Source organism: Exiguobacterium sp. ZWU0009, from assembly GCF_000798935.2.
Classification (GTDB): domain Bacteria; phylum Bacillota; class Bacilli; order Exiguobacteriales; family Exiguobacteriaceae; genus Exiguobacterium_A; species Exiguobacterium_A acetylicum.
Genome location: NZ_CP018057.1, coordinates 3,040,932 through 3,064,813 on the forward strand (window position 1 = coordinate 3,040,932; position 23,882 = coordinate 3,064,813).

Consider the following 23,882-nt stretch of genomic DNA (forward strand, 5'->3'; position numbering starts at 1 on the left):
ATGCCAACCACCATCTTAATCGTTGAGGACGATGCGAAAATTGCACGTCTCCTTGAACTCGAACTCCAATATGCCGGGTACGCGACACGTGTCGCCCCCAACGGAAAAGATGGTCTCGCTGCCGCTGAGCATTCGGTTGATCTCGTCTTACTCGACGTGATGATGCCGGAGCTGAGCGGCTTCGAGGTGTTGCGCAGGCTCCGTGGGAAAGGCATTCACGTCCCCGTCATTATGCTCACAGCACGTGGGGAAGTCTACGATAAGGTCGCAGGACTCGATCTTGGTGCGAATGATTATGTGACGAAACCGTTTGAGATGGAGGAACTCCTTGCCCGGATCCGGGCGTTACTACGTACTCCGACTTCAACGAATAACGCATCGCGCACATTACAGTTCGCCGATCTTATACTCGACCTTGATCGACACGAAGCATTTCGCGATGAATTACGACTCGATTTGACACCACGTGAGTTCGAACTTTTGACGTATTTACTGGAAAACAAGGAACATGTCCTGACACGCGAACAAATCTTAAATCGCGTCTGGGGATACGATTACTTCGGTGAGACGAATATCGTCGACGTCTACATCCGTTATCTTCGAAAAAAAGTCGATGCCCATCCTCCTGCTTTGATCCAGACCGTTCGTGGAGTTGGGTATGTGCTACGGGAGGCGACTCCATGAAGCTTCGAACGAAACTTGCTTTATCCGTCACCGCCTTTACGACACTCTTGTTACTCCTTTCGTTCATCGTCGTCACCCTTGTCGTTCGAAGTCACCTGATTGAATCCCGCTATACTCAGCTTGAACAGGCAGAGGAATTGATGGAGGATGATTCATCGGTCCGGGCATTGCTGACGCTTCATGAAGATTCCGTCGTCTTATCGAACGAAGATGGACGATGGGTCATTTCAAACGATGAAGATGGTGATGACTCTTCTACCGTTAACGGAGACGTACAAGCGAGTGACCTCCCCGGTATTCCGCGTTCGAATGATCCATTCAAGTCTGGCGATTGGTTCGGTATCGTCCATCAGGATCAAGCTTATTTGTTCGAAGATGAGAGCGTCGATGATACGGTCTCGACACTCGTCTTGACCTTCACCATCGTGTTGGTCGTTGGCATCGTCATCGCGTTCATCAGTAGCTTCTGGATTGCGTATCAGACGCTCCGCCCGCTCAGGCAACTGAATGATACGATGCAACGGATTTCGTCTTCCGGTACGCTTGAGACCGTGCAGACCGAACGCGATGATGAGATCGGTCGCCTCGGTCGCGTCTTCAACCAGATGATTGGTCGTGTCGATCAGACGATGGAACAACAACGGCAGTTCGTCGCCGATGTCTCACATGAGATGAAGACACCATTGACGGTCATCGAGGGCTATACCCAATTGTTAAAACGATGGGGCAAAACGAAGCCGGACGTCCTCGATGAATCGATTGAACACATCTTGCAGGAGACGCACGCGATGCGGACGACATTGATTGAACCCATGCTCGAATTGTCGCGTCTCGGTTATGAGGAAACGTCTGTCGAAGCGATCGACTTAGCGGAACTTGGTAGCGAACTCGCTGATCGGATGTATCATGCGACAGGAACGATCATCCCTGTTGATGCCTCTGGGACGATCCGGGCGAATCGCGAAGCGGTGTTACGCATCTTGACGATTTATATCGATAATGCCCTGAAGTATGCCACTTCACCCGAATTGCATCTTCGTCAAGAACGTCTGACTGTTCTTGACCGTGGAACATCTCTAACGGACGAAGAACGTGCCCGGTTATTCGATCGGTTTTACCGACTCGATACAGCACGCGACCGTTCAGGAAGTGGACTCGGATTGTCGATTGCTGCTGCGCTTGCAACGACACATCATTTTCAGGTCGGTAGTGAAGCGCGTCAGCCAGATGGTAGTTGTTTCTATCTAATTCCCGAGCAGTCTAAATGAAACTTTTTCTACATTTGTGTCGTACACTTAAGGATGAACGTCACATGATGAAAGAAGGAATTTCACGATGGCTAAAAAACGTTGGGGTGGGCTTGCTGTTGCCGGCGCCTTTCTCTTAACAAAAGGAAAGGTCATCCTTGCCTTATTGAAATTTTCGAAGTTTGGAGGCACTCTGATTTCGTTTGGAGTTTCGCTTCTCTTTTACGCTCAAGTATTTGGCGTCTGGTTCGGGGTCGGATTGCTTTATCTCCTATTCATTCATGAGATGGGACATCTACTCGCCGCTAAACGACTCGGTTTTAAAACGGGTCCTGCGATTTTCGTACCCTTCATGGGAGCTGTCATCGGGATCAAAGATACGTTCCGGACACCAAAACAAGAAGCGATTCTTGCGTACGGTGGACCACTCGCGGGTCTCTTGTCCCTGATTCCGCTTGCGATTGGATATGCCGTGACCGGAAATGACTTCTGGCTCGTCATCTTCCACCTCGGGGCTCTGTTGAATCTCTTCAACCTACTTCCTGTCAGTCCGCTTGACGGTGGACGGATTCTTGCGGGACTTCCGATCATCGTTTGGGTTGCGGGACTTGCTGCCTTAATTGCTTACGGTATCACGAACTTCAGCTTGATTCTGCTCTTGATCGCTTTCTTCGGCGGCAGTGCTGTCTGGAAACGGTATAAGTTCGCAAAACAATACGAAGAGAACCGGTCGACCTTGATGCTTTACCGTGCTGCACGCGAACGCGTCTTGCGCGCAAAAGCGGAGCAAGAACGTGCAAACGCTGAAGTCGCTCTTGCACCGGAAGTGGAGGAAGAACAAACGGTCGAAAGTACGTACGATCCGATTGCTTGGTCGCTTCGTCTCGATTTACAGGATTTGCGACAAGCGAGTCCGGAAGAGGCACGTCAGGAAGCCGACGATTTGTTACGGTATCAATATGATGCTGCGAACGACTACGATGCGTTGTTGCGTCGAATCGATCAGCGGATCGAACCGCTCCGACTCGCTGAAGAGTCAGTCCAGTATCACCAGATGCCGAAAAAACAACAAACGATCACGCTTCTCGCTTACTTGGCGCTCGGTGCCATTTTATTCATTGCTTTTGAGTACTCGAAAGGGTACTTGCCTACACCATCTTAAATTTAGTTCTATCGGATGCGCTTCATGGCGCATCCTTTTTTCATGGAACAAACACATTGACTAGAGTGATTTCTTGCATCTCGTCAAAGAAGCGACTACTCTGAGTAAAACCCTACTTACCACTTGTCTAAAAAAGGAGGCTCTCCTTCCATGAATAAAAACACTGCCCGCCTGGGTGAAGCACCTGTCAATCAGCTCTTACTTAGTCTCTCCTTACCGGCAATGGTCGGGATGCTCGTCACGGCACTCTACAATATCGTCGATACGATTTTTGTCGCCCAAGGCATCGGTACGGCTGCCGTCGCCGCCGTCGGAATCGCTTTCCCCGTCCAGCTCGTATTGATGGCAATCGCCAACTCGATCGGGATCGGGGGTGCTGCAATTGCATCACAACGGCTCGGTCAAAAACAAACGGATGGTGCTAGTCGTGCTTATGCAAACGTCTTGATCGCGGTTTTCTTCATCAGTATGCTCGCTATCATCAGTGCTTTCATCTTCGTCGAACCGTTACTTCGTCTCTTTGGAGCGACAGATGAGATCATGCCGTATAGTATCGATTTCTTACGCGTCCTCTTGATCGGATCACCTTTCTTCATGTTGACGATGGCGTCAAGTGCGATGCTCCGCGCAGAAGGACGTGCGAACTATCAGATGCGCGTCATGCTGACGACGGTTGCGATCAACATCGTCTTGACCCCCCTGTTCATCTTTGGTCTTGATTGGGGCATTCAAGGTGCTGCACTCGGAACAGTTGTTGCGCAAATCGTCGGTGCTGCACTTGTTTTCCGATTCTTCTTTACGAAACGTCGGCAAACGGGGTTAACACTCGATCGAAATGCTTTCAAACCCGATTTCCGTTTAACGTTTCGGATGATGCAAATCGGATCATCGTCGTTCATCATGCAGGTCTCCCAATCGATTCTGTTCATCACCGTCAACCATATGCTCGTCCGGTACGGGGGTACGACAGAACTAGCGACGTTTGCGGTCATCAATAAGTTCATGGCGCTCGTCGGTATGCCGATCATGGGGATCGTGCAAGGGATGCAACCAATCGTCGGGTATAATTTCGGTTCTCGGCAATTTAGCCGGATGTCTCTTGCCATCAAGTTGGCAATCCGTTATGGCTTATCGTTATCGATTAGCTTGTGGTTACTGATTCAATTGTTCCCTCGTTTTTGGGTCGGCTTGTTCACGGAAGAAGCGACACTTCTACAGGAAGGCTCGAGTGCGATGCGTATCTTATTCGCTCTATCGTTCGTCTACGGAATTCAAATGATTATCAACGGGATGTATCAATCGCTCGCTAAAGCAAAAGTCGCTTTATTCTTGTCCTTGTCACGCCAAACGTTATATACGATTCCACTCGTTCTGATCTTGCCCCTGTTCTTCGGTGTCAAGGGTGTCTGGTTCGCTTTCCCGATCGCTGATGCGATGGCTGTCTTGACAGCCCTTGTCTTCGCTTATAAAGATCGCGTTCTGTTATTTAAACCGGAGGAATACGTCGCAGAGGAACAAAAAGTCGCCACCGCGAAGTGACTGGAATGGATTTAAGATCGTCTGCCTTGCAGATGGTCTTTTTTGATGGACTTCTATAATACGAACATGTATTCTGTTACTAGTGAATGACAGAAAGGAGCCTGTTGCATGTATACATTAGCGATTGACTTTGAAACGGCAAATCGGAATAGCCGAAGCATTTGTGCGTTTGGTTGGTCCGTTCTCTCCAACGGTCGCGTCACGGAGAGTAAACAGGTCTTAATCAATCCAGAAGAGAACTTCGATGCCGGAAACATCCGGGTTCATGGAATTCGTCCGAGTGATGTCTTCAATGCACCGACGTTACCTGAAGCGATGGAAGCACATGGCTTATACGATTTAATCGCAGGTGCTCAACTGGTCGTTGCCCATAATGCATCATTTGATATGGGGGCGCTTCAGAAAGCGATTCAAAAATACGATATGTACCAGATGCCCGCTTTCACGTACGGCTGCACGGTCAAATTATCCCGCAAACTGTATCCATGGTTGCCGAACCATCGATTGAATACGATGGCAGAATTCCTCAACGTCTCTTTTCAACATCATGACGCGAAAGAAGATGCCTACGTCTGCGCCCTACTCTTAAACGATATGTTGGAACGAACGAATCTACAGGATCCGGTCACCTTGCATACGTTCTGTGGCGTTCGGATGGGACAGGTTGCCTATTAAACAAAAAAGCACTCTAGACACGGGATCTAAAGTGTTTTCAGATTGTAGCTTCAAAAAATGACGCGTCTTTTCACGCCCTTTCCTCAGGCGAGACACAAGCCAGTTTTCCCGCTCCATTCGAGCAGGAAAACGGGTCTCGTTTGTCTCTGACAGCGCAAAATTGCGCTTTTTCCTGTAGGAGTGGCGTGTAACGCGTCATTCTTTTGATACCTGGAAGAAAGATCAGAGAAGCGTTTTGTTCACTCGACATCGCTTCCTAGTGAAAAACAAGCAAGAGCGACCCTGTAGCGAAGCGGTGCGATGCTTGTCCCAGGAAAACGATTCGAGACGAACAAAAAAAGTGCAATCCTTCTCGTTAGAGAACAATTGCACTTTGTCTTCAGTCTCAAAGCACTCTAGACATGAGATCTAGAGTGCTTTTTGATGGTGTTCAATTATTTGCTTGTTTGTTTGATCGGGAACCAGCCTGGACGACTTGTGATGCCTGCCCATAATGCATCTGGAACGACGAGTTCTGCTTGTGCCTCTGGATCAAGTTCTGTCCGGATTGACGCAAGGTCACCTGTTTCAACTTTCTCAACCCATTTCGGTTCCATGATCAGTTCACGACCGAGGGCGATCATTGGAACGACAGCCAAACCTTGTTCGACTTCGTCCGCTGTGTGAAGCGATCCGACACCGATGACAGGTACTTGTTCGCCAACCCGTTCTTGAACGAGTGTGATTGGTGATGTCGTTTCATTTTCGTCACGAATCGAACCTGCGAAGAAGTCCATCACTGAAACGTGCAAGTAATCGAGATCTTTTTTCGCCAGCTCATCGACGAGACGCATCGTGTCATCGAGTGTGATTCCTGGATTTTCGATCTCTTCTGGAGAGAAACGGTATCCGACGATGAACGAAGGATCCTGTTTCGCGACAGCTTCGACTGCATCTACGACTGCTAATGGGAAGGCGAGACGTTTTTCTAAGCTACCGCCCCATTTATCATCGCGGCGGTTTGAGTGTGGTGAGAAGAATTGTTGGATCAAGTACGTGTTCGCACCGTGAATCTCAACACCATCAAATCCAGCTTCCATCGCACGACGTGTCGCTTGACCGAATGCTTCAATGATTGCTTCAACTTCTTCCGCCTCTAGTGCACGAGGTGTCATTGCCCCTTCACGTACAGGTGCGACAGCACTTGCACTAACTGTTTGTCCACCGACGAGTTCTGGTGGTGCCATACGACCAGCGTGGAAGATTTGTAAGATCGCTTTTGCGCCTTTATCTTGAATCGTTTTTGCGAGTCGCTTCAGACTTGGAACGAGATCGTCACGATGCGCACCGAATTCATTCGGGAATCCTTGACCGTCTGCTGTGACATTCGCACACGCTGTAATGACCGCACTGACGCCACCTGAACGTTCTGCGTAGTACGCGAGTTCCGCATCCGATACTTCGCCGTTCTCTTGTGCTGCATAGTTTGTCATTGGTGCCATCAAGACGCGGTTTTTCAGCGTCACACCGTTTGGTAATGTAAATGGTTCAAACATTGCTTGAGTTGCCATGAGTGAAGTGCCTCCTCTAATTTCTTGAACTGAATATCGACAGTATACGCTCGTCTTCCTTCGAATAGCTACTGATGTGCTTACGCGATGTGTCACTTGCGAATTGCTTTACGACGTCCACCCGGCCACCACCAGTTCCAGTGACCAAATAGCTTCATCAATGCGGGAACGAGCAGCATCCGGACAATCGTGGCATCAATAAAAATCGCAAGTGCGATACCGACGCCCAGTTGTTTGATTGGACTGACGCCCGTGAAGGCAAACGCCCCAGTGACGACGATCATGATCAAGGCTGCAGACGTAATGATCTTACTCGTTTTCGCAAGACCCATCTCGGTCGCGTAATCGTTATCGCCTGTCTCGTCATAATATTCTTCCATTCGCGAGACGAGGAACACTTCATAATCCATCGATAAACCAAAGACGAGTGAGAAGATGAAGACCGGTGTCAGAATACCAATCGTCTCCTGCGGAAGAACTGCGCCGGACTCGAACAAGATGACTAGTAATCCGAATGTTGCCCCTAGGCTAAGCAAATTCATCAGAATTGCCTTGATGGGAATCAAGATGGATCGGAACGCAATCAGCAGGATGATGAACGTTGCCAAAACGACGACACCGACTGCCAGTGGGAGTTTTGATTCGATGGCGTCATAAATTTCTTGATTGAAGGCTGCCGGTCCCCCGACAAGATAACCGTCCGCTTGCATGTTTCGCACCCAGTCTTGCGAAGCAGCATCCCCCGGATCCCCTTTTAAATTGACGCCGATCCGTGCTTGATCGTTCTCTGACAGAAACGGCTTCAGTGCATCGCGTCCGGCGGGAACCGCGAGTAACTGTTCGAGCGGAATCTGTTGCTGTTCGGCAATCGTTGCGGCGGATACGACGGAACGCACCTTCGGATCTGACTCGAGTCGAATCGTCACGTCTTCGATTTTTTCTCGTCCCACCTCTGACGCAGGATCGGCAGACAAGATGAGGACGGCATCTGTTCCATCGTTTCCAAATGTTTTTTCCCACGACTCAAAAGCGAGACGCGATGGATACGACTCTGGTAAAGCAGTCGCTTGCGGAATGTTCAACGTCAAGTCACGTAACGGCAATAAACAAGGCAAAAGAAGTAATAAAGATAGAATCGTGACTGCGACCGGCCGATTCATGACGAAACGAGCGAGGCGCCGCCAACGATCTTCACTACGACCGGCTCGTTGCCGGAAGAGTCGCCCTTTCTCTAGCACCGTCCCGAAGACGATCAATAGTGCCGGCAGCAGTGTCAACGCACTGATGACTGCCCCGAGGACCGAGACGAGCGTCCCGATCGCAACAGCACGGAAGACATCCACATCAATCAATAACAATCCAGCGAGTCCGACGAAGACACAGATTCCGGAAAATAAAATCGAACGTCCTGCCGTCTCGACCGAACGGATTGCTGCTTTCCGAATATCTTGTCCGTCCTGCCGTTCTTCGCGAAATCGATTGACGTATAACAACGAAAAATCAATTCCGAGCGCAAGCGAAATCATCGCGACCGCATTCAAGACGAAGATTGATAACTCTTGTTGTCCGGCAACGAAATACAGAACACCGGCACCAAAGATAAAAGTAACGAGACCCATGATCAACGGCAAAATCGCCGCAACCGGTGTACCAAAAACGAGTAGCAAGACGATCAATGCTGCCGGAATTCCAATCAACTCAGCCCGGATGAGGTCATTTTTGGACGCTGTATTCAAATCATCGACGACGACCGGTTCACCGGTCAGTCGAATTGTTCCAGTGTCATCCAGTTGACGCGTGACCGCAGCTGCCCATTTCGCATCAAGTGTCGGTACACCGACCGTCACGTATCCTTTATCGTCACGAATTGCTCGCGGATTTTCGACGGGACCAATGACGTTTCCGACGCCATTAATATCACGGAAGCGCTCGACATGTTGCACCATCGTTTGTTGTAGATTCTCTTGATTTTCAAATAGGACGATGATCGTATGCGGATCCTGACCGAAGTCTTGATCGAGTACGGTCTCGACGCGTTGAAAGTCCCCGTCACGTGTAAATCCGTTTCCTTCAAGCCGATCGGGTAATTGATAGGCGAAATACCCAAGCACGACGAGCAGGATCGCCCAAACGATCAACACTCCTCGAAAATACGTACTCATCAGATGACCAAGCCGTTCCATGATGCGTCCCCTTTCTGTATAAAACGTACAAAAAACATCCTTCTTGCTGAAAAGCGAAAAGGATGTTTCATTACGTCTTTTGGAAAATTTGAACCCATGTGTTGCCGAATGTCGCCGATGTCGATACGATCGCAAGACGTCGCGCCTCTTCATCGAGCAACACACTTTTGAGTAAAACAGAGGAATGACATCCCTCGAACTTATATTTCAGCTGACTCTTCTCATACAAGTAAAAGCGAGATGAATCGGTGATCGAAAACAATTGGTGACGGTGGTCAACGAGCGAGTACTCCGCATAATCCGAAAAAGGAATGATCGATTCCTGGTTCGTCGCGGCATCCCAAATCACATACCGTTCTTGTAGATCATCATAGGAGATGATCGTCGTAGGTGCGATGAATCGTTCGAACGTCAATCGTGTATCATATCCTCGCTCAACTAAGCGTCCGAACAGCGGTGCTTCTCCATAGTTTGAGTACCGCCAGTCCCCTGTTTGAACGTTCACACAGATGACGTCTGTTTCTGCCGTGTACAGGAAAATCTCATCGTCTTGCCACAAGAATAAATTACTGAACCATGCTTCGGAAAAAGCAGCGGGTCGCGCGATATAATCTAAATGCCCTTGCTCTAAATCCAATAAACCAAAATAAGCTGACTCTTCAAATACGATGAACAATCGTCCACCGCCTGGCTCAATGTACCAGGAGAATGGAACATACGCACATGCTGTTTCCCATAGTGGTCTTAAATCCGCATCACATTTCATAAATCCGTGGCGATCTCGAAAAAGAAGCAAATCCTCCCCGATTCGATCGAACAGTGAGACGGATTCATGGAGTAACAGCTCTGCAGCAGGTTTATACATATGCATCACTTCCTACTTCATACGGTATCAACCTTCTCGGTTTCTCGCTACTATTGATGCGCTCGGCTTGCACCTCCTGTTATACTAACTTCATGGAAAAAGGAGGACGAACACGATGAAACCTTTACAATTATCAGCAGAGACGGCTGTCGAACTCGCAAAACGTCTGAACGTACCACTTGAGCAGTTAATGCATATGCCACGCCATATCCTGATTCAAAAGCTCGTTGAACTCGAGCAGGAACAAGCGAAAACGGAATCTGATTCGTCTAGCGAATCAGATTCTTAAGTAAAAAGCCTCTCTTCTATATGATGGAAGGAGGCTTTAATCTTCGTTTAGGATTGTGGATGATAATCTGATTTCCCGTAGCGGAAGACATTGATGATCGCTTTCCCATCGCTCGGATAACCATTAGGGTGATCGATCGGGAAGAGTGAGAAAAAGACGAAATAAAATGAGAAATATGCAAATTGGTAGGTAAAGATCGATGCCTCGAATACACCGGCATAAATGAGACCGTTCACGACTAAGATACTCACCAAGTTTGCGATCGATCCGCCAGCATAAACGAGTATGTTAGCGAATTTCGACTCATTGCGTAATGCCTCATATTGACACCAGCCATCCCAGAAATAGATACGATTCAAGCGGATTGGACCGACACGAAGCAACGATTTTCCTGACCCAATATTGATTTCCATGTTTCCACCGAATAATCGGGCAAAAAAGTAATGCCCCATCTCATGAATCAATGTCACGATAGGCAAAAGTAAAAAGAACGATAAAAAGAATTTCCATAAATCACCGAAACCGAACATACTACGTACACCCTCTCACTTTAAAACAACATCTTAGATACTACATATAGATTTTTCCCTAAAGATGCCTCTTCAAACAATCTTTTGATGATTTTTCGCAAGTCAATTGCATGACAGGGTGACATCGGTTTGTCATCCACGAAAAAAAGGACGAAGCCATCCTGCGCTTCGTCCTTTTCTAGTTAATCGGTTTTCTTTCGACGTTTGTTCGCTGCATACAACAATCCAATGATCGTCAGTGCTGCACCACCTGCTACCGCATATTTCTTGTAGTCCGCTTTTCGTTCGGCGATGACCGTCGTCGTCAATGCTTGGACGACCAACTGTTTCTCTTCATGCAGTCGTGGTGCGTGCAACTTAACAGCACCTGACTCCACCAATACCTCGAATTCACCGTTTGGCAATTCAATCGTGATATCCTCTTCCGTCGCATTGTGATAGACACGCTGTCGTTCGACGTATCCTTCATAGGTGCGCTTCAGTTCAAAGGCGATGACACCCTCCCCTTCTTCAAGGAAGCGCAGATGTTTTTTGATCAGCGCTGCGTTTGCGAGACGGAACATCGGATACTGACGACGGAGGGTAATCAATCCTTTGACGTATTCGACTGCCGGACGCTCTGTTTCCGCCCGTTCATAGTCAAGACGATTGACGACTTCACCGGCATTGAAGCTGTCACGAATTCCGTCCTTCGTCCGGAAGAACTCTTGTCCGGCATGGAGGAAAGGAATGCCTTGTCCCGTCAAGATGATGGCATTCGCGAGCATTTGTCGTTTCCGACGAATCTCCTCCGTGTCCTCTGGACGAGATACCGTTAATTTATCCCAAATCGTCAAATCATCATGAGCCTCGACGTACGAGACGACCTGATTCGGTTCATCGGCAAACCCTTGCGAAGAGACGTTACCAGCGATTCCCCGTTTGACTTCACTCGTCCGGTCAAATGCACCACTGATGAAGCCACGGTCTTCCGGCGTTTGGACGTCGCCTTTGACCCCGTCCCGTAAGCCGTTATTGAAATGCGCGATTCCTGGCATCTTCGGTGCATTGAAGTAATTCGCTTTTTCTTCCGGATCAAGCGGCGTATCGAGATCCCAGCCTTCACCGATAATCAGAATCGACGGATCAATCCGATCAAGTGCATGACGCACCTGATTCATCGTTTCGACATCATGCAGTCCCATCAAATCAAATCGGAAACCGTCCAGATGGTACTCTTTCGCCCAGTACGTCACACAATCAAGAATGAACTTCCGCATCATCAGACGTTCAGACGCCGTATCATTTCCACAGAAACTACCGTTCGAGAGACTACCATCCGCCTCTTGACGATAAAAGTAGCCAGGAACGAACTGACCGAGCGGAACCGTTGCCGCATCATACGTATGATTGAAGACGACGTCCATGATGACACGGATCCCACGGTCATGTAACGCCTGAACCAATTGTTTTAATTCAAGGATCCGCGTTCTTGGATCATCCGGATTTGACGAGTACGAACCTTCCGGCGCAAAGTAGTTCACCGGGTCATATCCCCAGTTATAGTTATCCGGGTCGTTCGGCGCTGTCTCATTGACTGAGCCAAAATCGTAGATCGGCAATAACTGGACATGCGTCACACCGAGATCCGCTAAATAATCAAGTCCTGTTAATCCACCATTTGGTGTCCGTGTTCCTGCTTCCGTCAGTCCAGCGAATGTACCACGTGCGACGACACCACTAGCCGGATGACTCGTTGCATCGCGTACGTGTAGTTCATAAACAACTGCGTCTTGCGAAGAATGGAACAGTGGGCGTTCTTCAATCCATCGTTCTGGTGTCACACTTGTCGGGTCAATCAGCGCACCGCGTTTTCCGTTCGTTCCGACGGCTTTCGCATACGGATCGACTGCCTCGACCTTTTGTCCGTTGATGCTCGCTTGAAACGTATAGAAATAACCTTCATATGCCGCTCGATCGAGTTCAACGACGTATGTTCCCCGTTCGCCTGCCATCATCTCGACCTCTTCGACTTTTCGTGCGCGTAATGTCTTATAGAGACGAATCACGACACGTTCTGCCGTCGGCGCCCACAAGCGCACGCGAATCGCTGTCTCTGAGAAAGTCGCTCCTAAATCATTTCCACTATAGGCAAATCGCTCATCCAGTTCTTGCGGTGTGAGCGTCAACATGTCTGCTGTTTGTTTCAAAGCTAAGCACCCCTTTCATTTCATGGTTTTTATTATAACAAAATTTCAAAGCAGTGGACGCTTCCGGTATTCCTCTCTAAAATAGAGAGTGGAATGAAAGGGGAGATTAAAATGGCAGCAAAAGATAATTCATTTGATATCGTGTCACAAATCAACATCGAGGAAGTCAAGAACGCCGTCCAGATTGCACTGAAAGAAATCACGAATCGCTTCGACTTCAAAGGTTCAAAGAGCGACATGAAGCTCGAAAAAGAGGATTTGATTCTAATCTCAGATGACGATTTCAAACTCGATCAAGTCAAAGATGTCTTAACAGCAAAATTGATTAAGCGCGAAGTTCCGACCAAAAACCTGCAGTACGAAAAAGTCGAGCAGGCTGCTGGGAATACAGTTCGTCAACGCGTCATTCTGAAAAGTGGAATCGACCGTGACGACGCGAAAAAGATCAACAATGCCGTCAAGGAATCGAAATTAAAAGTGAAGACACAGATTCAAGATGACCAAATCCGTGTCACAGGTAAATCACGTGACGACCTACAACAAGTCATGCAAATCGTTCGTGAGCTTCCGTTATCAGTCGACGTGCAGTTCATTAACTTCCGTTAATCGATTCTCATCAATCGGCTGAACGTTCATGTTCAGTCGATCAAACAAAAAAGGGAGGTGCTTTCTGGATCGTATCCAAAAAGTACCTCCCTTCATTTAATTTAAAGTGTTGCTTATTGCGCTGTGTAACCACCATCGAGAACGACAGCTTGCCCCGTGACACCTGCTGCTTTGTCACTTGCAAGGAAAATAGCGTAATCCGCGATTTCTTTGACTTGGAGTAAACGTTGTTGCGGGACAAGTGGATAGATGACTTCTTCTAATACACGTTCGAGTGGTACATTCCGTGTTTCAGCGAGCGAAGACAATTGGTTTTGGACGAGTGGTGTATCGACATAGCCTGGGCAAATCGCGTTGACCGTGATACCTGAAGTTGCCCCTTCTAATGCTGCGACTTTCGTTAAACCGATGACGCCGTGTTTCGCACTGTTATAAGCAGCTTTCCCTGCAAAACCAATCAATCCGTTGATCGATGACATGTTCAAGATTCGTCCAGAGCCTTGTTTTTTCATGATCGGGAAGACATATTTCGTATAGAGGAATGGTGCACGAAGCATGATGCTTTGAAGCAAGTCGAATTTCTCAGTCGAGAACTCTTCGATTGGTGAGACGTGTTGCATTCCTGCATTGTTGATGACGATATCGATCGTTCCGTAATGCGCGACAGTCTGTTCGATACTTGATTTGATCGCCTCTTCATTCGTCACGTCACCTGCGACGGCAAATGCATCGAAGCCTTTTTCACGAAGTGTTTCAGCAGAGCGTTTTGCGGCTTCTTCTTGAAGATCGACGATGACGACCTTAGCGCCTTCTTGAGCGAATTCTTCAGCGATCTCAAGCCCGATTCCACTTGCTGCTCCTGTAATTAACGCGACTTTTCCTTCAAGTTGTTTCATCATGATTGATTCCTTCTTTCTTTATCTTTACGTGTTCGGTCTCTTTACTGTACGCTGATTGAAAGAATAATAAAAATGAATACTTGTTATGACATCTATAACTCAAAAGAATAGGAGAATACTGATGGATTTCCGCCAATTGGAATACTTTACGGAAGTAGCACGCTTCAAAAGCTTCACTCGTGCCGCTGAACATCTCCATGTCACGCAACCAACACTCAGTAAAATGGTCCGTCATTTAGAAGAAGAACTTGAGATGGAATTGTTCGATCGGAGTAAACGACAAATCGTCTTGACGGATGCCGGTGAGACCTTATTGATCGAAGGTGAAAAGATTCTACGTCAGTTATCTGATTTGCCTTCTCACCTCTATGATGTCATGCATTTGACGAAAGGAACGATCCGTCTCGGTATTCCCCCACTGATCGGTTCGCTGTTTTTCCCAGGTCTATTGCGCCGTTTTGAGGAAATGTATCCGATGATCCAAATCGAATTGATCGAAGCCGGTGGACATGCGTTAGAAAAAGCGGTCGTCGCCGGTGAAGTCGATTTGATCGCAACGGTGCTGCCTTCGGATGAGCATTTAACGACACATCCCTTCATCGAAGAGGAATTGCATTTGTTTTTACCAAATGATCATCCACTCGCCGATCGGTCGATGATTGCGTTAGAAGAAGTCGCCGACATGCCGTTCGTCTTGTTTAATGAAACGTTCTCGCTTCACGATGTCGTCTTGAACGCCTGTCAGGATGCCGGATTTACACCTAACGTGTCTCGGGTGAGCTCACAGTGGGACTTCTTATGTTTAGTGGTCGCAGAAGGAAATGCCGTGACCGTCCTTCCACGTTCAATCGCTAATCGTTTTTCGATTCGTGGTGTCAAAACGATCCCGCTTAAAACACGAGTGCCGTGGCACTTAGGAATCGCCGTTCCGACCGGTCGCTATCAATCGTACGTGACGCGGAAATGGATTCAATTCGTCAGTGATATGTATTCCAAATAAGCATACCTTTCATAAAAACCATGTATTTGTAGAATGGTATTTCCTCCTTTACGATAAGAACATCGTTAAAAAAGAAAGGAAGTCCTTTACCATGGCAACTCATTTTGAATCACGTCACGAAACAGGCGTAAAAAAACTCAGCGAATTCACAGACGCAAACGCCGCACAATCTACGCATGATAAAATCTCTGAATCCCTGAAAGATATCGCTCCAGCAGTCGGTGAGTGGATCACGGATTTCGCATACGGTGAAGTTTACAGCCGCGATGGTCTCGTCAACCGTGACCGCGCAATCGTTACGATTGCTTCTCTCGTCACACAAGGTACAGAACCACAGCTCGCTCTCCACATCAATACTGGATTGACAGCTGGTTTGACAGGAAACGAAATCGTCGAAGCTATCATGCACCTTGTTCCTTACACTGGATTCCCACGTGTCTTGAACGCACTCGAAGTCGCGAAAGTCGTCTTCGCAGAACGTGGCGTCACAGTCGAAACAGAATAAGATACGCACGACTTGATTGAAAAAAGATGGGCATGACGTATTTTCGGGTATCTTCTTAACAAAGGAGTGGTCGATCATGCGTTATGCCCTTTTTGCGGATCTTCACAGCTCGGTAGCCGACACAGCGGCTGTCCTAGCTGACATACGGCGGCTCGCTCCCGATGCGCATTTGTTTTGTCTCGGTGATATTCATGAATGCCATGTCGGTAAAAAGCGAGCGAAGCGCTATTCTTTCGAATCGCTCTCCCTCGTCGTGACGCTCGATGATGCTTTTTTAGACCTGATTGATTTTAAGACTTTACTTGGTAATCAAGAAGAACGCATTCTGTCGCTCGTTCCACCACATCTCTCTCCTGTCATCGATGCGTTACGCGATTGCCCGCGAAAACAACGCATCGAGGGGGCATTATTGATTCATGGAGATCAATTGAATTGGTCGCGGAATTTTCTACCCGATCTGTCACAACAACGTGAACCATTACTCTTTTTTGGGCATAGTCACATCAGAGGCTTGTTTCGAAATGGCATCGCCAAACCGAGCCCACTAGGTCAAACTTTATCCATCAAAGGAAAACGGTATGCCGTCAATCTAGGGCCCGTCGTGTTCGAACGAGAATGGTGTCTTTACGATTCAGAGCAACAATCGATCGTGTTCCATCAGGCGAAGTAAGAAGATACGACAAAAGCCGTCGGGCACAGGGCTCGACGGCTTTTGTTCGTGCATCCTATTGATCAGAGATACCGGACAAGTGATGCCTTGACGACATCTACTTGTGTGAAGTTCGTTTCTTCCGCGAATGCTTCGATGACTTGACGTACATCCCCTTGACGACGTACGAAGCTCGTCGGAACCGGTGTCGTACCAACCAGTTGCTCATGCAGACTCGTCAATTGATGATCGTCGATGATCGTCGTCATCAAATCAAGGAACAGCAGAACGTGCAGACGGTTCAAATAATCCCACGGCTTGTCTTCCGAACGGAATTCATTACGAGCGAGCCACTTCTTCAATCCGATCGCATCAATCTGACTCAACGTCTCTGTCGTGCGTGCCGACTTCCAAAGCGTCAACAGTTCCCCAAGTTTTTTCCGCGTCTGTTTCTTGCGCATGAAGAATTCAAAATTGTCTTTCGTCCGTAATGCGTCTCCTTCGATCGGAGCAATCAACTCGGCTTCCGGCGCCGTCACGAAATCGTGAACGAAATCGACAGACTCTCCCGGTAACCAAGCCGCGACTTTCCCGTGAAAATCAGCCATGAAGGCGACCGTTTCTGCCAAAGGTTCCTGCTTCATCTGTGAAGCAGCTTGCTGTAATCGTTCTTTCGTCTCAGTCTTCATAATCTACCTCTTCTTATTCGTGGATTGGTCTTACATTTCTTCTGGAGCGCCGACACCAAGTAAACGAAGACCTTCTGTCAAGACGATCGTGACAGACTTGACGAGTGCAAGACGCGATTGTTTTGCTGCGTCATCTTCGAGAACACGGACATGTCCGTAGTATTTATTGAAGCTTTGTGCAAGATCTAAGACATAACGGCTGATGATTGACGGCTCGCGACGTGTGAACGCGCGATCGATGACCGTCGAGAATTGGTTCAGCATCGAGACGACACCCCATGCATGATCATCGGCGCTACCAGCGAATGGTGTGCCATCATAGCCACCTTTACGGAGCAACGAGTGCGCTCGGGCATTCGTGTACTGGACATACGGTCCTGTTTCGCCTTCGAATTTCAACATCTGCTCAAGATCGAACTCGATGTTATTCATCCGTTCGTTTTTCAAGTCGTGGAAGATGACGGCGCCAACACCAACTTGACGAGCCGTTGCTTCGGCATTCGCTAAATTCGGATTTTTTTCCGCGATGTTGTTCTTCGCGACGTCGATCGCTTCTTGTAGTACTTCTTCAAGCAAGACGATCCGACCTTTACGTGTCGACATTTTCTTTCCGTCTTTCATGATCAGACCGAATGGAACATGGTGCATCCCGTCGACGTTCTCAAATCCAAGTTTCTTCAGGACTGCGAACAATTGCTTGAAGTGAAGCGCTTGTTCCCCACCGACGACGTAGAACGCTTGCTCAAAACGGTATGTTTCAAGACGATAGACAGCAGCTGCTAAATCACGTGTCGCATAAAGCGTTGCGCCATCTTTCTTCTTAATCAAAGCAGGTGGCATACCTTCTGCTTCGAGATCGACGACCATTGCCCCTTCAGATTCAACGAGGAGATCTTTTTCTTCGAGCAAATCGATGACGTGTTGCATCTTATCGTTGTAGAAGGCTTCTCCGTTTAAGCTATCAAACTTGACGCCGAGCATCTCATATACACGGTTGAATTCGACGAGTGAGACTTCACGGAACCATGTCCAAAGCGTCGTCGCCTGCTCATCACCTTGTTCGAGTTTTTTGAACCAGAGACGTCCTTCGTCCTCGAGTGATGGATTTGTTTCCGCTTCTTCGTGGAACCGGACGTATAATTTCAACAATTCCTTGATTGGTTCTGCACGGACCGCTTCTTCCTCACCCCACATCGTGTAAGCAACCATCAATTTCCCGAACTGTGTTCCCCAGTCCCCTAAGTGGTTGACACCAACGACGTCATACCCTTTTTTACGTGAGATTTGGTTGAGCGCGTTCCCGATGACTGTCGAACGCAAGTGACCCATTGAGAATGGTTTCGCAATGTTCGGCGATGAGAAATCTGTGACAATCGTCTTCCCATTTGCTTCACTCGAACCAAACGATTCTTGTTCTGTCAGGACTTGATTGACGATTTCTTGCGAGACGACTTCTCGGTTCAAGAAAACGTTGATGTAAGGACCTACAGCTTGAACGTTCGAGAACAGCGGCGCATCGATTTTTTCTGCGAGGTCTGAAGCGATCATGTTCGGTGCTTTACGGAATGCTTTTGCGAGCATGAAACATGGGAATGCCAAATCTCCGTGATCTTCATGTTTCGGTTGCTCGATCAGTTGTTCGATTTGTTCAACCGATAAGGCACCTTCCATGACTTGATGTAATACTTCTGCATACTGCGCTTTATAACTCATCTTTATTTCCTCCTGCTTCACTGATTTTTTGGCAATAAAAAACGCCCCTTGCGCCACGCGCAAAGAGACGGAATGACCGCGGTACCACTCTTCTTGGTGTCATTTTGACACCCACCTTGTTCGGGGATAACGGGGTTCCCCCGGCTACGCCTCTTCCATCAGGAATCGGGCAGCGTCTCAGAAGTGCGTTTCACGATCGGTTCGTCCTCAGGCTTCCACCATTCCCTGATTCGCTAGTTGACGAAAATCAACCGTTACTCTCTTCATCATCGACTGTATTCGATATCTTTCACATTATACGCAATTCTTTCTTTTCTCTCAACCTTATTTTTTTGGTAAATGGCTTATCAAAATTTCCACAATTCGGGTATAGGAATAAAAGATACTTCTCAGGGGGAGGGATGTTTCATGCGCTACTACCAACATGTAGCCCGGACAAGCTGGATCGTCTTCGGTCTCGTCGCCTTGACGTTATTAGTGATCGGCATCGTTCATCCACCAACCTTCCATCCTTCTGTCTCCATCATCAACACGCTTTATTTATTCGGACTCGTTCTCCTGTTTCAGTTCGATAATGTCCGTCGTGGTGGCATTTACTATACATTCCAAGAAGGAATCATCTTATTTTTGTTCCTCAATTACGGTTTAACGTACGCCTTGATTTTAAGCCAAATCGGTATTCTCGTCTTTCAATTCATGTCTCACCGAAAAGCGATTCGCTGGAAACGTTTCGTCTACCTCTACCCGATCAACGCCCTATTCGATTTAGTCTATATCTCGCTTCCCGCCTTTGCGTATTATGCGCTCGGTGGTCCGATCGGCTCAAACTTTACGTATACGAAAGCCTTGATTCCTTTCACCGGCTTTTTAATCACCGTTTTCCTTGTCTCTTATTTCCAATGTCTGTTCGTCAATCATTTCCTCTTCTTGAAATACGATTGGCGCCGTCTCGTGAAGTTGCAATCCCTCGTCTACGGAATCAGCATGTTGAGCGCTTTACTTGGGATCTGGTTTTACGATGAGAGTCCACTCGTCGCGGCTACGGTTTCCGCCTTGATTCTCTTTTTGTTCAAACGTCTGTTGCAAGAGCGTGGTGATTCGCTTGAAGCAAATGATAATGCCAAACGATTTGATGATGCGAAGGAACACTTGTTGATTTCCCGCTTTGAACGCGAGACGATTGATTCGTTACTCCTTGATTTACCGCATCTGCTACCGTTTTCTGAAGGTTGGATCTCAATCCAACAACAGCGAAAACAAGTCATCTATAACATCCGGACGAAACAACCGATTGATGTATTACCATTGTTTCATTCCTTGACAGCCGACGATTTGCATACCCCGATCATCTATGGTCTTCGGTGCGACTGGGGCAACGATATTCAAATCGGATTGCCTGTCGATCGTCACTCGATGCTGGCGATTCCTTCGATTACGAGCGGAGAGGTCGATGTCTCGATCATCCTGTTCCATCAAGTCGCAGATGCCTATGATGCGACGAATGCCGATGAGTTATCTCGTCTGCTCCGTATCTTTTGTCGTGTCTTAGAGCGCTCTCGTGAAACGGTTCAACTCTACACGGAAAGTCGGACCGATGCTTTGACCGAATTACCAAATAGCCGTGCCTTTTATGAACATGGTCGGCAGGAGTTTGCTGCTGACTGCTATCCGCTCTCCGTGATCCTGTTTGATATTGATCATTTTAAACGCGTCAACGATACGTACGGTCATAAAGTAGGCGATCTTGTCCTTCGTGAACTCGGTCGACGTATCCAAGCGATCCAATTGCAACATGATGAGGTCTTTGCTGCTCGTTATGGCGGGGAGGAGTTCGTACTTCTCTTACGAAATGGTAGTCAAGAGGCTGCCATCCAGATTGCCGAGACGGTCCGCCATGCGGTCATGGATCGTCCCTTCCTCGTCGATGGTCACCGACTGTCCTTAACCGTCAGCCTCGGAATTGATACAGTGGAAGAAGGGTATCAACGGACGTTCGAAGAGTCGTTACGTCAAGCCGACCATGCACTCTATGTCGGCGGAAAACACAACGGACGCAACTGTACCGCGCATTATGCAAACCTTTGAAAGGTCGTGACTCTATTGTCGATTACAGAAATTGAAATGACGCTACCGACATCACAAGCCCACCGGACGATTCGGATTCATCGTCCGCCCCATTTAGATCCGAACGAAGCCTTACCGGTGATTTATATGCACGATGGACAAAATGTTTTTAGTGGAGAAACCGCCTCGTTCGGAAAAGGCTGGGAGATTCATCTTGCACTACAACAGACACAAATTCCGGCAATGGTCGTTGCGATTGACAGTCCAGAAGACGGCATGGATCGTTACGATGACTACGCCCCCTGGAGTGACGAAGCTTTACTGATGCGGACTGCCTATCCCTCGCACCGGACGTCAATCGGGGGAAACGGTAAGGTCTACATGGACTGGATTATCCGCGAGTTAAAACCATATATTGACGCCAACTACGCGACACGTCCTGATGATACGACGATGATCGGTAGTTCGATGGGTGGTGTCATCTCGCTCTATGGTTTATTCGCATATCCGGAAGTCATCACGCGTGTCGCTGCTTTGTCGACTGCCGGATGGGCAAACTTTTCCTCACTCCTTGAATTCATCGAGCGTAGTCCGTCTCTATCTGCCGCTCATCGCTGTTATATGGATGTTGGTACTAATGAAGTGAGCGGTCCGATGACCGAGACAGATTATTTACACACGAATGATGTCTTAGCACGAGCGGTCGAACAGAAACTTACTCAAAGTCGCTATACGATCATCCCGGAAGCGATTCATCATGAAACCGCCTGGGCGAAACGTTTACCGGATATTTTGCGTTACTTATTTCCTTCCTCTTGAGTACACAAAAAGAGTCGGGTGATTTCTTTAAGTAGAAATCATCCGACTTTTAGTCTTGTCTTATACTAGTTCTTCTTGTTGCTCTTTTTCATAACGGTTGCGCGGATGCTCCCGGCATTCATCGGAACACGAACGCATGACTTTCGGTTCGCATTCTTCACAGCAGAAGTGCTGTCGATTACATTCCGGGTTTGCACAATTAACATAGCGCGTCTCCGGTTTTCCGCAGTAGTAACATTCTGAGACGACAGACGGATTGACGGCATTGACAGGAACTTGTACACGCTCATCAAAGACGTATAGTTCGCCTTCCCAGTCTTCTCCTTGTGTCTGTTCATCTTTTCCGTACATGACGACTCCGCCTTTCAGGTGGAAGATATCGTCACTCTGTTGCCGTTTACGGAAGTACGCCGTGAATTTCTCACAACGAACGCCACCCGTACAATATGTGAGAACCTTTTTCCCTTCAAACAAATGCTCGTTCTCGTCGAGCCATTCCGGGAATTCCCGTGAAGCATCGACATCGACTTTTACGGCATTCTTGAAGTGTCCGAGGTCATATTCGTAGTTGTTTCGTACATCGAGAATGACGACGTCATCTTGTTTCATCATTTCTTTCCACTCTGCTGGTTCAAGATACGCAGCATGTTCTTCTGGTACATTGAATTCGTCCTCAAAACGCCATGTGACGAGTTCTTTTTTGTAACGGACGAACGTTTTTTTGAAGGCGTGCTCTTCGACTTCATCGATTTTGAATTCGATGTCAGCGAATCGTGGATCCGCCGTCAAGTCCTTCATGTATTGTTCCGTTTGTTCGACCGTTCCAGAGAGTGTGCCGTTGATACCTTCTGGTGCGATCAAGATTCGTCCTTTAATACCGAGCTCTTTACAGTAAGCAAGATGCTCTTTCGTTAGCTGTTCCGCATTTTCGATCGGAACATACTTATAAAATAATAGTACGCGATAAGGTTTCATATTCCTCATTAGCCCCCATGTCAGTTTTTTGCAGTAAAACGAACGTTGGCAAACGAAGCGTCTAGCTATTGACTAGCTGGGAACGCCTGCAAAACGTACCCATTTAAGTATAATACCAACTCCCTTTCGAATGTACAATCCACAATTCCTGAATCCCTTTCAAGGAATTTCATTCCCTTTCTGAATCAGAAAGAGGTAAAATAAAACACAGTAGTACATCTTGCAAGGAGGATTCCGAATGCTCCATACACTTCGTGACTGGATCGAGCAGATGATTTTCTTTCTCCAAGACTTACCTGGAGGAGCTGCCACCGGTTTGATTGCCCCGTTTCTTGAGTCTCTATTTCCTTTCCTGCCACTCGTCCTGATCATTTCCGCGAATGCGGCAACCTATGGTTTTGGTATGGGTGTTCTCGTATCATGGGTCGGGAGCATGCTTGGATCACTCGTCGTCTTCGCTTGTATTCGATATCTATTTCGTCGCCCGGTCACACGTTGGCTTGAAAAACACCATGCCGCGCAACAGTGGATCGAACGTGTTCGTCACATGAGTCCCATCTCACTCGGATTCTTTTTCTCGCTTCCGTTCATGCCTGCGTTCATCATCACGTCCATTTCCGCCATGATTCAGCTATCGCTGCGGACGTATTTGATTGCTGCTGGTGCCGGTCGTTTGATTGTCGTCATCATCTTCTCACTGATCGGAAAGGAATGGTCGACGTTCCTTGAACGTCCGATGCGTCTCGTTCTTCTATTTTTGATTTTACTCGCCATTTGGGGAGTCAGTCGCGGAACGGAAGAGTGGTTAAAGCGTCGCGCCCTTTCAAAACGCGCGGATCATTTACGGGAAATCGAAGACAAAATCGAACGTCCAACTGAAAAATGACTCAAGCCTGTCTATGATTTCATAGACAGGCTTTTTTGAGTTAATTTCGTTTTTTGTCGTACTAGGTCTTTTGAATCATTTTCCAGCGCAATTAATATATAAAAATAACGTTCAAACAATGTTCAATATTGCAAACGCTTACATTAAATTGGTATGACCAATAT

Annotated in this window: 22 protein-coding genes and 1 other annotated feature; of the genes, 13 read left to right on the plus strand and 9 right to left on the minus strand. The window is 47.7% G+C overall.

Features of this window, described 5'->3' with window-relative positions; all coding sequences use genetic code 11:
- From L985_RS15750 to L985_RS15770, 5 genes are all read left to right on the plus strand, one after another.
- Positions 1-684, plus strand: a complete 684-nt coding sequence (locus L985_RS15750; RefSeq protein ID WP_029342874.1) for a response regulator transcription factor — start codon at positions 1-3, stop codon at positions 682-684.
- Entirely contained in the window at positions 681-1,952 is a 1,272-nt protein-coding gene (locus L985_RS15755; protein ID WP_029342875.1) for a sensor histidine kinase, read from the plus strand. The genes L985_RS15750 and L985_RS15755 overlap by 4 nt, the downstream gene beginning before the upstream one ends.
- A 67-nt stretch (positions 1,953-2,019) precedes the next feature.
- Positions 2,020-3,093: a site-2 protease family protein gene (locus L985_RS15760; RefSeq protein WP_029342876.1), complete on the plus strand. Its 1,074-nt coding sequence runs from the start codon at positions 2,020-2,022 to the stop codon at positions 3,091-3,093.
- Between the two features lie 150 nt (positions 3,094-3,243).
- Positions 3,244-4,632, plus strand: a complete 1,389-nt coding sequence (locus tag L985_RS15765) for an MATE family efflux transporter (protein WP_029342877.1) — start codon at positions 3,244-3,246, stop codon at positions 4,630-4,632.
- Between the two features lie 108 nt (positions 4,633-4,740).
- Positions 4,741-5,307 (plus strand): 3'-5' exonuclease, encoded by a 567-nt coding sequence (locus L985_RS15770; RefSeq protein ID WP_034786131.1) that lies wholly within the window; start codon positions 4,741-4,743, stop codon positions 5,305-5,307.
- Between the two features lie 434 nt (positions 5,308-5,741).
- Here the strand turns inward: L985_RS15770 and L985_RS15775 are convergent, their stop codons facing one another.
- The 3 genes from L985_RS15775 to L985_RS15785 all read right to left on the minus strand — a co-directional run bounded on the left by L985_RS15775 (position 5,742) and on the right by L985_RS15785 (position 9,905).
- The gene (locus tag L985_RS15775; protein ID WP_047390719.1) at positions 5,742-6,857 is read right to left on the minus strand and encodes an NADH-dependent flavin oxidoreductase; all 1,116 of its coding nucleotides are present in this window, start codon (positions 6,855-6,857) and stop codon (positions 5,742-5,744) included.
- A 92-nt stretch (positions 6,858-6,949) separates the two neighbouring features.
- Positions 6,950-9,040: an MMPL family transporter gene (locus tag L985_RS15780; protein WP_047390715.1), complete on the minus strand. Its 2,091-nt coding sequence runs from the start codon at positions 9,038-9,040 to the stop codon at positions 6,950-6,952.
- Positions 9,041-9,110: 70 nt separating this feature from the next.
- Positions 9,111-9,905 carry a hypothetical protein gene (locus tag L985_RS15785; RefSeq protein ID WP_081834749.1) on the minus strand — a complete coding sequence of 265 codons (795 nt, stop codon included), beginning with the start codon at positions 9,903-9,905 and terminating at the stop codon, positions 9,111-9,113.
- A 115-nt stretch (positions 9,906-10,020) separates the two neighbouring features.
- On the opposite strand from L985_RS15785, the gene L985_RS15790 reads away from it, so the two are divergent.
- Complete coding sequence (locus L985_RS15790; protein ID WP_069940077.1) at positions 10,021-10,194, plus strand: YycC family protein; 174 nt, start codon at positions 10,021-10,023, stop codon at positions 10,192-10,194.
- Positions 10,195-10,241: 47 nt separating this feature from the next.
- Here the strand turns inward: L985_RS15790 and L985_RS15795 are convergent, their stop codons facing one another.
- Together L985_RS15795 and pulA are read right to left on the minus strand one after the other, a co-directional pair.
- Positions 10,242-10,724, minus strand: coding sequence for a site-2 protease family protein (locus tag L985_RS15795; protein WP_029342882.1), 483 nt, complete (start codon positions 10,722-10,724; stop codon positions 10,242-10,244).
- A gap of 182 nt (positions 10,725-10,906) precedes the next feature.
- A complete protein-coding gene (gene pulA, locus L985_RS15800) occupies positions 10,907-12,913 on the minus strand; it encodes a type I pullulanase (RefSeq protein ID WP_235609845.1) in 2,007 nt (668 codons plus the stop codon).
- Positions 12,914-13,024: 111 nt separating this feature from the next.
- Between pulA and L985_RS15805 the strand changes: the two genes are divergently transcribed.
- Positions 13,025-13,519: a YajQ family cyclic di-GMP-binding protein gene (locus L985_RS15805; protein ID WP_023469671.1), complete on the plus strand. Its 495-nt coding sequence runs from the start codon at positions 13,025-13,027 to the stop codon at positions 13,517-13,519.
- A gap of 113 nt (positions 13,520-13,632) precedes the next feature.
- Here the strand turns inward: L985_RS15805 and L985_RS15810 are convergent, their stop codons facing one another.
- Positions 13,633-14,418 carry a 3-hydroxybutyrate dehydrogenase gene (locus tag L985_RS15810; protein ID WP_029342884.1) on the minus strand — a complete coding sequence of 262 codons (786 nt, stop codon included), beginning with the start codon at positions 14,416-14,418 and terminating at the stop codon, positions 13,633-13,635.
- Between the two features lie 121 nt (positions 14,419-14,539).
- On the opposite strand from L985_RS15810, the gene L985_RS15815 reads away from it, so the two are divergent.
- From L985_RS15815 to L985_RS15825, 3 genes are all read left to right on the plus strand, one after another.
- Positions 14,540-15,418 carry a LysR family transcriptional regulator gene (locus tag L985_RS15815; RefSeq protein WP_029342885.1) on the plus strand — a complete coding sequence of 293 codons (879 nt, stop codon included), beginning with the start codon at positions 14,540-14,542 and terminating at the stop codon, positions 15,416-15,418.
- A gap of 91 nt (positions 15,419-15,509) precedes the next feature.
- Positions 15,510-15,923 (plus strand): carboxymuconolactone decarboxylase family protein, encoded by a 414-nt coding sequence (locus L985_RS15820; RefSeq protein WP_023469674.1) that lies wholly within the window; start codon positions 15,510-15,512, stop codon positions 15,921-15,923.
- A gap of 76 nt (positions 15,924-15,999) precedes the next feature.
- Positions 16,000-16,593: a metallophosphoesterase family protein gene (locus tag L985_RS15825; RefSeq protein WP_029342886.1), complete on the plus strand. Its 594-nt coding sequence runs from the start codon at positions 16,000-16,002 to the stop codon at positions 16,591-16,593.
- Between the two features lie 62 nt (positions 16,594-16,655).
- On the opposite strand, the gene L985_RS15830 is transcribed toward L985_RS15825, so the two are convergent.
- Both L985_RS15830 and argS read right to left on the minus strand, forming a co-directional pair.
- Positions 16,656-17,261: a hypothetical protein gene (locus tag L985_RS15830; protein ID WP_029342887.1), complete on the minus strand. Its 606-nt coding sequence runs from the start codon at positions 17,259-17,261 to the stop codon at positions 16,656-16,658.
- A 30-nt stretch (positions 17,262-17,291) separates the two neighbouring features.
- On the minus strand, positions 17,292-18,974 hold the full coding sequence (argS, locus tag L985_RS15835; RefSeq protein WP_029342888.1) for an arginine--tRNA ligase: 1,683 nt from the start codon (positions 18,972-18,974) through the stop codon (positions 17,292-17,294).
- A 60-nt stretch (positions 18,975-19,034) separates the two neighbouring features.
- Positions 19,035-19,253 (minus strand) — a binding site (T-box leader).
- A 129-nt stretch (positions 19,254-19,382) separates the two neighbouring features.
- Between argS and L985_RS15840 the strand changes: the two genes are divergently transcribed.
- Complete coding sequence (locus tag L985_RS15840; protein ID WP_047390710.1) at positions 19,383-21,059, plus strand: GGDEF domain-containing protein; 1,677 nt, start codon at positions 19,383-19,385, stop codon at positions 21,057-21,059.
- 15 nt (positions 21,060-21,074) lie between these two features.
- The gene (locus L985_RS15845; RefSeq protein ID WP_029342890.1) at positions 21,075-21,857 is read left to right on the plus strand and encodes an alpha/beta hydrolase; all 783 of its coding nucleotides are present in this window, start codon (positions 21,075-21,077) and stop codon (positions 21,855-21,857) included.
- Positions 21,858-21,917: 60 nt separating this feature from the next.
- On the opposite strand, the gene trhO is transcribed toward L985_RS15845, so the two are convergent.
- Positions 21,918-22,832 (minus strand): oxygen-dependent tRNA uridine(34) hydroxylase TrhO, encoded by a 915-nt coding sequence (gene trhO / locus L985_RS15850; RefSeq protein ID WP_023469680.1) that lies wholly within the window; start codon positions 22,830-22,832, stop codon positions 21,918-21,920.
- 238 nt (positions 22,833-23,070) lie between these two features.
- On the opposite strand from trhO, the gene L985_RS15855 reads away from it, so the two are divergent.
- A complete protein-coding gene (locus L985_RS15855; protein ID WP_029342892.1) occupies positions 23,071-23,718 on the plus strand; it encodes a TVP38/TMEM64 family protein in 648 nt (215 codons plus the stop codon).
- Positions 23,719-23,882 lie beyond the last annotated feature (164 nt).

Bases quoted from the DNA above. Each gene is read 5' to 3' on its own strand.
- trhO (WP_023469680.1), bottom strand. From the start codon at position 22,832: ATGAAACCTTATCGCGTACTATTATTTTATAAGTATGTTCCGATCGAA.
- L985_RS15785 (WP_081834749.1), bottom strand. From the start codon at position 9,905: ATGTATAAACCTGCTGCAGAGCTGTTACTCCATGAATCCGTCTCACTG.
- L985_RS15815 (WP_029342885.1), top strand. From the start codon at position 14,540: ATGGATTTCCGCCAATTGGAATACTTTACGGAAGTAGCACGCTTCAAA.
- L985_RS15770 (WP_034786131.1), top strand. From the start codon at position 4,741: ATGTATACATTAGCGATTGACTTTGAAACGGCAAATCGGAATAGCCGA.
- L985_RS15750 (WP_029342874.1), top strand. From the start codon at position 1: ATGCCAACCACCATCTTAATCGTTGAGGACGATGCGAAAATTGCACGT.
- L985_RS15825 (WP_029342886.1), top strand. From the start codon at position 16,000: ATGCGTTATGCCCTTTTTGCGGATCTTCACAGCTCGGTAGCCGACACA.
- argS (WP_029342888.1), bottom strand. From the start codon at position 18,974: ATGAGTTATAAAGCGCAGTATGCAGAAGTATTACATCAAGTCATGGAA.
- L985_RS15795 (WP_029342882.1), bottom strand. From the start codon at position 10,724: ATGTTCGGTTTCGGTGATTTATGGAAATTCTTTTTATCGTTCTTTTTA.
- L985_RS15805 (WP_023469671.1), top strand. From the start codon at position 13,025: ATGGCAGCAAAAGATAATTCATTTGATATCGTGTCACAAATCAACATC.
- L985_RS15780 (WP_047390715.1), bottom strand. From the start codon at position 9,040: ATGGAACGGCTTGGTCATCTGATGAGTACGTATTTTCGAGGAGTGTTG.
- L985_RS15755 (WP_029342875.1), top strand. From the start codon at position 681: ATGAAGCTTCGAACGAAACTTGCTTTATCCGTCACCGCCTTTACGACA.
- L985_RS15775 (WP_047390719.1), bottom strand. From the start codon at position 6,857: ATGGCAACTCAAGCAATGTTTGAACCATTTACATTACCAAACGGTGTG.
- L985_RS15760 (WP_029342876.1), top strand. From the start codon at position 2,020: ATGGCTAAAAAACGTTGGGGTGGGCTTGCTGTTGCCGGCGCCTTTCTC.
- L985_RS15790 (WP_069940077.1), top strand. From the start codon at position 10,021: ATGAAACCTTTACAATTATCAGCAGAGACGGCTGTCGAACTCGCAAAA.
- L985_RS15830 (WP_029342887.1), bottom strand. From the start codon at position 17,261: ATGAAGACTGAGACGAAAGAACGATTACAGCAAGCTGCTTCACAGATG.
- L985_RS15810 (WP_029342884.1), bottom strand. From the start codon at position 14,418: ATGATGAAACAACTTGAAGGAAAAGTCGCGTTAATTACAGGAGCAGCA.
- L985_RS15840 (WP_047390710.1), top strand. From the start codon at position 19,383: ATGCGCTACTACCAACATGTAGCCCGGACAAGCTGGATCGTCTTCGGT.
- L985_RS15820 (WP_023469674.1), top strand. From the start codon at position 15,510: ATGGCAACTCATTTTGAATCACGTCACGAAACAGGCGTAAAAAAACTC.
- L985_RS15765 (WP_029342877.1), top strand. From the start codon at position 3,244: ATGAATAAAAACACTGCCCGCCTGGGTGAAGCACCTGTCAATCAGCTC.
- L985_RS15855 (WP_029342892.1), top strand. From the start codon at position 23,071: ATGCTCCATACACTTCGTGACTGGATCGAGCAGATGATTTTCTTTCTC.